We start from the raw sequence: 8488 nt of genomic DNA, 5'->3' as shown, positions 1-8488 counted from the left end.
AGAACTTTGACCAGCGTCGTTTTTCCAGTAGAACGGGCTCACAGTGAATACAGGCTTGCTTTTCATCAGGTCAGGCATAACGAGAGGAAAAAGGCGGATGAATATTCGTGATCTGGAGTACCTAGTTGCACTTGCTGAGCACAAGCACTTTAGACGTGCTGCGGATTCTTGCCATGTAAGTCAGCCTACGCTGAGCGGTCAAATTCGTAAGCTTGAAGAAGAGCTCGGCGTGATGCTATTAGAAAGAACCAGCCGAAAAGTGCTTTTTACTCAACAAGGTTTATTGCTCGTTGAGCAGGCAAGAACGATCTTAAGAGAGATAAAAGTTCTACAAGAAATGGCAGCTTTACAAGGTGAAAGTATGTCGGGGCCTTTACATATAGGGCTGATCCCAACGGTTGCACCTTACTTACTTCCGCACATTATTCCTGAATTACATCGTGTGCACCCTAAACTAGAAATTTACTTGCACGAAGCACAGACTCAGCAATTATTAGCTCAGTTAGATAGTGGTAAGTTGGATTGTGCCATCTTGGCAGAAGTCAAAGAAACGGAACCATTTATTGTGGTGCCATTATTTGAAGAGCCAATGAAACTCGCAATTTATGAAAATCACCCATGGCATGCCCGTGACACGGTTGAAATGGGCGAATTAGCGGGTGAGAAATTATTGATGTTGGAAGATGGTCACTGTTTACGTGATCAAGCGATGGGGTTCTGTTTCCAAGCCGGGGCAAAAGAAGATACCCATTTCAGAGCGACAAGCTTAGAAACGCTGAGAAACATGGTCGCAGCGGGTAGCGGAATTACATTACTACCAGATTTGGCGGTACCTCATGAGGCTTGTCGTGATGGAGTTTGTTATTTGAACTGTATCGAACCTGAGCCAAAACGCCGAATTGTATTAGTTTACCGCCCGGGCTCTCCATTGCGTGGACGTTATGAGCAGCTTGCTGAAACAATTTACAGCTCGATGGATAAGTATTACAGAAATAAAAAGTAAGCGATAAAAACAAAAAAGTGATTGCGGGAATAAACCTGCAATCACTTATTCTAAAGCCAATCATTCAGTGTAAAGCGTAGTGACTCGCTAAAACAGTCGATTTAGACCATTCAATGCTGCAACTCGGAACGCTTCTGCCATGGTTGGATAGTTAAATGTGGTGTTAATGAAGTATTCGATGGTATTCCCTTCACCTTTTTGTTCCATAATCGCTTGGCCGATATGAATAATCTCAGCCGCTCTCTCACCGAAACAGTGAATACCTAAAATTTGAAGTGTTTCTCTATGGAAGAGAATTTTCAAACTACCCACATTCATGCCCGCAATCTGTGCTCGTGCTAAATGTTTAAACTGAGCACGACCAACTTCATAAGGGACTTTCATTGCCGTCAATTCTTGTTCTGTTTTACCCACAGAACTAATTTCTGGAATGGTATAAATACCCGTCGGAATATCTTCAACTAAATGGGCATTACCTAAGCCAGAGGTAATTGCGCGAGCCGCAATTCGCCCTTGGTCATAAGCCGCAGAAGCTAGGCTTGGATAGCCAATCACATCACCAACAGCATAGATGTGCTCATTACTGGTGCGATAAGCATGGTCAACTTTAACTAAGCCACGACCATCGGCTTCGATTCCCACATTCGCCAGACCGATATTATCCGTATTACCAGTACGGCCGTTCGCGAACAGTAAGCAATCCGCTTTCACTTTCTTGCCCGATTTAAGATGAACAATAACGCCATCATCTAAACCTTCAATCTTTTCATATTCTTCGTTGTGACGAATAACCACGCCACTGTTCCAAAAATGATAAGACAACGCATCAGACATCTCTTGATCAAGGAATGCCAATAAATGATCGCGAGTGTTGATCAAATCGACTTTGACCCCTAACCCACGAAATATGGATGCGTACTCACAACCAATCACACCCGCACCATAAATAATCACATGGCGAGGTTCGTGGGAAAGGCTGAGAATGGTATCGCTGTTATAAATTCGGGAGTGGGTAAAATCAACATCAGGCGGGCAATAAGGACGTGATCCAGTCGCAATGATAATTTTATCTGCACTTAGGACATCACAACTTCCATCTGCATAGCGCACGCTAACATGCTGATCATCAACAAAAGTTGCTTCACCAGAAAACATTTGGCAACCATTGCGTTCATAAAACCCTTCACGCATGCGAGTTTGCTGACTTATTACGGTTTCGGCATGAGTAAGAATTTCAGAAAAAGAGGAGCGTAAACTGCGGGAATTATCACTATATAGAGGGTTTTGATTAAATTCGATAATGCGACTCACAGCATGACGAAGGGCTTTAGAGGGAATCGTACCCCAGTGGGTACAGCCGCCGCCGACACTATTATAACGTTCTATAACAGCAACGTTTTTTCCTTGTTTAACCAGCCCCATAGCGGCACCTTCACCACCAGGACCGGAACCAATGACAATTGCATCAAAATGGGTATGTTGTTGCATGAGGTAAGCCTGTTTTAATTCTAGGGACGTTGTGATAGTAACATTCGTTTGCCATCTTGTCTCAATTCGAAATCCTAAAGACAAATAAGTATAGGAAGTAGATAAAAATAAAGAGGTGCAAAGTATATAAAAAGTTTATAGGAAAAAAGTCGATAAAAGACACAGCCTAGAAAAAATGAAGCTGGGTGAAATTCTGAAAATGGTGAAATTGATGGGAGAGTCATCTTTTCATTAAACTAGATTAATAATTTTCAGGTATGCTTAACGGATGGGCGTATTCAAAAGTGATATTTTGATCTATTCGCGGCGTTTTAATTGTAGAAAACTAGGAAAATCGTGAGCAACACTATTGGCGTTAGAGCAAAACAAAAAGAAAAAACACGTCGTTCGCTCGTGGAAGCGGCATTTAGCCAATTAAGTGCAGAACGTAGTTTTACTAGCCTCAGCTTACGGGAAGTCGCTCGTGAAGCGGGCATCGCACCAACTTCGTTTTACCGTCACTTCAAAGATGTTGATGAGCTTGGATTAACCATGGTTGATGAGAGCGGTTTGATGCTACGTCAACTGATGAGACAAGCGCGCCAACGTATCGCAAAAGGCGGGAGTGTGATCCGCACATCAGTCTCCACTTTTATGGAGTTTATTGGTAATAACCCTAACGCGTTTAGGTTACTATTGCGTGAGCGCTCAGGAACTTCTGCTGAATTTCGTGCTGCGGTCGCACGAGAAATCCAACATTTTATTGCAGAATTAGCGGATTATCTTGAATTAGAAAATCGTACGCCGCGTTATTTCACTGAAATGCAAGCCGAGGCGATGGTCACTATCGTGTTTAGTGCGGGTGCTGAAGCGCTTGATATTGATGAAGAAAAACGTCGACGCCTCGAAGAGCGGTTAGTGTTGCAGCTACGTATGATAGCCAAAGGCGCTTATTACTGGTACCGCCGCGAGCAAGAAAAACAAAATGATACAGACCCTGACTTAACCAAAGAGTAAAGGAGAGACAATGACGGAACACAAGAATTATGAGAGGAGCACATTACTGCTATCTTTAGTAATTGGCTTATCGACTCACGGAACGTTCTCTACCCTGTTTAATTCCCTTGTGGAATTTTCTATCTTCCCAATCGTCACATTAATTTTGGCTGTTTACTGCTTACACCAGCGTTATTTAAATCAAGCGATGCCAATGGGATTACCAAAATTTGTCGCCGGCAGCTTTTTCTTAGGTATGTTTGGCTACGCAGCGATTTTACGGGTCCAACATCCTGATGTCGGTTCTAACTTTATCCCGGCCACGGTGATTGTCATTATTGCATTGTGGATGTACACCAGTTGGAAAGCACGTAAAAAAGAGCTACACGAACAAGCTCTCGAAAGCGAAACTGAACATTAATATCAGTTTTGAATAAAAAGAAACGCCGCAACATAATAGTGCGGCGTTTTTTTATGGATAATTATAGGGAATAATTTATAGAGAGTATTAGCGTCGAGTGAGTAACACACCACTTTCCATATGATGGGTATATGGGAATTGGTCAAATAAAGCCAGTTTTTCGACTTTATGGGTTTTGGTGAGTTCCGCTAAATTATCGCACAGCGTTTCAGGGTTACAGGAGATATACAGAATATGGTCATATTCTTGTACCAGCTGAACAGTTTTGTCATCCAAGCCACTGCGTGGTGGGTCGACAAAAATAGTATTGCACTGGTAATCCGCTAAATTAATCCCTTCTAAACGATTAAATTCACGAACGCCATTCATGGCTTGAGTAAAATCTTCCGCAGACATTCGGATAATCTGCACATTATCTATTTTGTTAGCTTCTATATTGTATTGCGCCGCATGCACTGAAGGTTTGGCAATTTCAGTCGCTAAAACACGATTGAAGTTTTGAGCCAGCGCCAGTGAAAAGTTGCCATTACCACAATACAACTCTAATAAGTCGCCAGTTGAATGTTGAGTCGCATCAATCGCCCACTCTAACATCTTAATATTCACCTGTGCGTTTGGCTGTGTGAAGCTATTTTCCACCTGGCGATAAATCATGTTTTTCCCTTTTACAGGTAAAACTTCATCGACATAATCGTGGTCGAGCATGATTTTAGTTTTAGAGGCGCGGCCAATAATTTGAACATCAAAGCCTTTCGCCGTTAAATCGGCTTTCAATTGTTTGGCTTGTTCCGTCCATTCTTCCCCTAATTTTTTATGATAAAGCAGAGAAACAATCAGCTTATTACTCAGCGTTGATAAGTAATCTATTTGGAATAATTTATGGCGCAGTAGTTCAGTGCGTTTTAATAAAGGCAGAAGTTCAGCCATCATGTCGTTGATTAGCTGGCTAGCAACTGGAAATGACTCAATTCGAATGCGTTCTTTGGTCTCTTTATCAAACATAATATGAAATAGGTCATCACCTTCGTGCCAAATTCTAAATTCTGCACGCATCCGATAATGGGAAGTTGGAGATGAATAAATTTCAGGTTCAGGCGCAGCATAAGGGGCCATCAAACTCTTCAGACGGTCAACTTTCTCTGCAAGTTGCAGTTCGTAATCTTCGGTGTGCAAGGTGTTTTGCATCATATGGCCCCATAAAACAGTCAAAATTCACATCAGGGGCGAAATTGTAGGGCAAGCAGCGAAGATGTCCAGTTTTCATTATCGATTCATGGACAGTGATAGCTATTCAATTTAGGATTATGTGCTGTGGTTGAGGGAATTTGGTGAGAGTCCAGAACTGACGCGCAACGGTAATTAAGGTATTCCCGTCATTCTTCAAACTACATGGGTGTTGGCATCGCTCAGCTATCCTAGTCACATACTTCAGTGTGCTCCTAGGAATATCTTCGCTTGCCACCTACATGCAGCTTGAATTATTTAGGGGATATAACAGGTCGAATTTTTATTTTATATATCGCTTCATATATAGAAACCCAACTTGTCACTTTATAAGTCCGATACCTACCACACTTCTTATCGCTTTGTTGAATCTCAGCGCGGATCTGATTTTCGGCGTCGCGGAATGTTAATTTAATTGATTTTCCGAGTGTAAACATAATGAATAATAACAAGTCGCTATCGCTTTCGGTGGCAGCTCTGGCAGTGTTGTGCGGTATTTCCTCTTTGGCAAGTGCAAGCTCTAATTCGTCAGATGAAATGGTGGTGTCTGCTAACCGTTTCGAGCAACCTATCTCTTCTATATTAGCGCCAGTCACTGTAGTGACCCGTGAAGATATTGATCATTGGCAGTCAAATACCGTGATTGATGTATTGAGACGCCTGCCGGGTGTGGATGTTGCACAAAATGGTGGAATAGGGCAACAAAGTTCCCTCTTTATTAGAGGAACAGAATCACGCCATGTTTTGGTTTTAATTGATGGTGTTCGTCTTAATCAAGCAGGGATTTCTGGTTCTTCAGATATGAGCCAAATTCCAATCTCGCTAGTGCAGCGTATTGAATATATTCGTGGCGCACGTTCAGCAGTTTATGGCTCTGATGCAGTGGGTGGTGTGATTAACATTATTACTCGCCGTAATAATGAAGGAACCACACTGAATGCTGGAATTGGTTCTTATGGCTATCAAAACTATAACGGTTCAACGCAACAAAAAATTGGTGAGAATACAACCGTTACGGGCGCGGCGGCTTATACATATACAAAAGGGTTTGATGTAGAGGCGAGAGGTAGTACAGGGAATTACCCAAATGGATATCCTCAGTCAGATAAAGACGGTTTCTTAAATAAAACACTATGGTTGGGAATTGAACATCAATTCTCTCCGAATGTTTCGGCTTATGCCCGTGGTTATGGTTATGATAACCGGACTGATTATGATGGTAGCTATGATACCGATTACACAAACATGCAGCATTACCTTGTTGATACACGTAAGTTCTCGAGTCGAACTTATGAAACAGGTCTGAAATACCATCAAGGCAATTACTCAACATCACTGCTAGGAAGTTATAGCCACTCTAAAGATTACAATTACGATCCAAGATACGGTCAATATGGACTGTATTCTAATCTGGATGAGTCTAAACAATATAATCTGCAATGGGGTAATAACTACCAATTTGGTAAAGGTAGTCTAAGCACTGGCGTTGATTATCAACGTCAAAGCGTTGAGCCAGGCGGTTACACAAATACGAGTAAAAAACAAACCGTTAATAACACGGGAATCTATCTTACGGGGCAATATGCACTAATAGATTCAGTGATTGCTGAAGCAGCTATACGCTCGGATCACCACTCAGAGTTTGATTGGCATACAACATGGCAGTCTGGGCTGAGTTGGGAGTTTTATGATGGCTACAAACTTGTTGGTTCTTATGCCACCGCCTATAAAGCACCTAATTTAAATCAGCTATATGTAGATAACCCTTCATGGAAAATGAAAGGAAATCCAGACCTAAAACCTGAAGAAAGCCAACAATGGGAAATTGGCTTAGAAGGCACAACAGGTCCTTTATTCTGGCAAATCAATGCGTACCGTAATGATATTGATAATTTAATTGCATATAAGTCTGGTGCGCAGTTCAATTCTTATGAAAATATTGGTAAGGCTGAAATTAAAGGTGTGGAATGGGTTGGCGAGTTTGATACGTGGATGTTCCATCACCAATTTACGTATCAATATATTGACCCTCGTAATAAAGATACCAATAAGGTATTGGAACGCCGTGCTCAGCAACAAGTTAAGTATCAGTTAGATTGGAATATAGAAAAACTCGATATGGGCTTGACCTATCAATATATCGGCTCGCGACATGATACAGCTTATTATGAGAATGGTAAGTCAGAAAACCTAAAACTCGGGGGTGTAAGTCTTTGGGATATCACAGCTGCATATCCAATCACTTCACATCTCACAATTCGTGGTAAAATAGCTAATATGTTCGATAAAGACTATGAGACCGCGTATGGTTATCGCACCGCTGGAAGAGAATATTTCCTCACAGGAAGCTACAACTTCTGATAACAACCTATCTGTTCGCCCGACCATTCTGGTGTTTGACTCTGGAGTGGGCGGGTTATCTGTCTATCGTGAAGTCAAAAAACTGATCCCGAATGCGCACTATATATATGCATTCGATAATGAAGCCTTCCCTTACGGGGAGAAAAGTGAAGAGTTCATTATTGATAGGGTTTATCAAATCGTTAATGCCATCGCGAAAAAGCATCCTCTCACCATTGCCGTCATTGCGTGTAATACTGCAAGCACAGTGAGCTTACCTAACTTAAGAGCAAATTTTGCTTTCCCAATTGTCGGTGTCGTTCCGGCGATTAAGCCCGCAACTAAACTGACGCGTAATGGTGTAGTTGGTTTGTTGGCAACTCGGGGTACAGTAAATCGTGAATACACAAAAGAGCTGATTGAGCGCTTTGCGACAGACTGTAAAGTGATCTCTTTAGGTTCAGCGGAACTCGTACAATTGGCAGAAAGAAAATTGCATGGTGAAATATTGCCGCTGGATGAAGTGGCTCAAGCCGTCAAACCGTGGATTAAAATGAAAGAGGCCCCAGATACGGTGATTCTTGGCTGCACTCATTTCCCTCTTATAGTAGAAGAGTTAGAAAAAGTGCTTCCAAGTGGAACTCGATTCATTGATTCTGGCACCGCGATTGCCAGAAGAACCGTTTGGCTCATCAATAATCAGGCTGAAGTTACGGATTCAAATGAAGAAGACTTCGCTTACTGCTTATCAATGAATGACAGTTTACAAGAATTACGCCCTGTTCTTGAGGCAGAAGGCTTCAAATCGGTGCAAAAACTGGCAATTTAAGCCAAATTCGCTGAAAAGCTGAGCGAACGAAAAAAAATATCAAAAAAAGGGTTGCCAGATTTTTCTGACTCCCTATAATGCGCCACCACTGACCGGGAACAAGCCAACGCAAAGCGCGATGGACACTGAACCGGCAGCGAGAGAATCTGAAAAGATTAAGTAAAAAAATACTTGACTCTCAATGAGGAAAGCGTAATATACGCCACCT

The 8488-nt window shown here is 42.0% G+C and carries 7 protein-coding genes; 5 read left to right on the top strand and 2 right to left on the bottom strand.

Annotation, left to right across the window (positions count from 1 at the left end):
* Positions 1 to 97 precede the first annotated feature (97 nt).
* Positions 98 to 1003 carry a DNA-binding transcriptional regulator OxyR gene (oxyR, locus tag JK188_RS15145; RefSeq protein ID WP_211887688.1) on the top strand — a complete coding sequence of 302 codons (906 nt, stop codon included), beginning with the start codon at positions 98 to 100 and terminating at the stop codon, positions 1001 to 1003.
* Between the two features lie 87 nt (positions 1004 to 1090).
* Here oxyR and sthA read toward each other — a convergent pair whose 3' ends face one another.
* Positions 1091 to 2491 carry a Si-specific NAD(P)(+) transhydrogenase gene (gene sthA, locus JK188_RS15140; RefSeq protein ID WP_036950900.1) on the bottom strand — a complete coding sequence of 467 codons (1401 nt, stop codon included), beginning with the start codon at positions 2489 to 2491 and terminating at the stop codon, positions 1091 to 1093.
* A gap of 336 nt (positions 2492 to 2827) precedes the next feature.
* Between sthA and fabR the strand changes: the two genes are divergently transcribed.
* Positions 2828 to 3487: an HTH-type transcriptional repressor FabR gene (gene fabR, locus JK188_RS15135; RefSeq protein WP_036950902.1), complete on the top strand. Its 660-nt coding sequence runs from the start codon at positions 2828 to 2830 to the stop codon at positions 3485 to 3487.
* 10 nt (positions 3488 to 3497) lie between these two features.
* On the top strand, positions 3498 to 3887 hold the full coding sequence (locus JK188_RS15130; RefSeq protein WP_036950904.1) for a YijD family membrane protein: 390 nt from the start codon (positions 3498 to 3500) through the stop codon (positions 3885 to 3887).
* A gap of 87 nt (positions 3888 to 3974) precedes the next feature.
* Here JK188_RS15130 and trmA read toward each other — a convergent pair whose 3' ends face one another.
* Complete coding sequence (gene trmA, locus JK188_RS15125; RefSeq protein ID WP_211887696.1) at positions 3975 to 5072, bottom strand: tRNA (uridine(54)-C5)-methyltransferase TrmA; 1098 nt, start codon at positions 5070 to 5072, stop codon at positions 3975 to 3977.
* A 477-nt stretch (positions 5073 to 5549) separates the two neighbouring features.
* Between trmA and btuB the strand changes: the two genes are divergently transcribed.
* Both btuB and murI read left to right on the top strand, forming a co-directional pair.
* Positions 5550 to 7472: a TonB-dependent vitamin B12 receptor BtuB gene (gene btuB / locus JK188_RS15120; RefSeq protein ID WP_211887690.1), complete on the top strand. Its 1923-nt coding sequence runs from the start codon at positions 5550 to 5552 to the stop codon at positions 7470 to 7472.
* Positions 7417 to 8280: a glutamate racemase gene (gene murI / locus JK188_RS15115; protein WP_211887697.1), complete on the top strand. Its 864-nt coding sequence runs from the start codon at positions 7417 to 7419 to the stop codon at positions 8278 to 8280. Before btuB ends, murI begins: the two co-directional genes overlap by 56 nt.
* Positions 8281 to 8488: the final 208 nt, after the last annotated feature.

Source organism: Providencia sp. JGM181, from assembly GCF_018257375.1.
Classification (GTDB): domain Bacteria; phylum Pseudomonadota; class Gammaproteobacteria; order Enterobacterales; family Enterobacteriaceae; genus Providencia; species Providencia lanzhouensis.
Note: the sequence above shows the minus strand (reverse complement) of the source record. Positions and strands in the feature narration are given on the sequence as shown.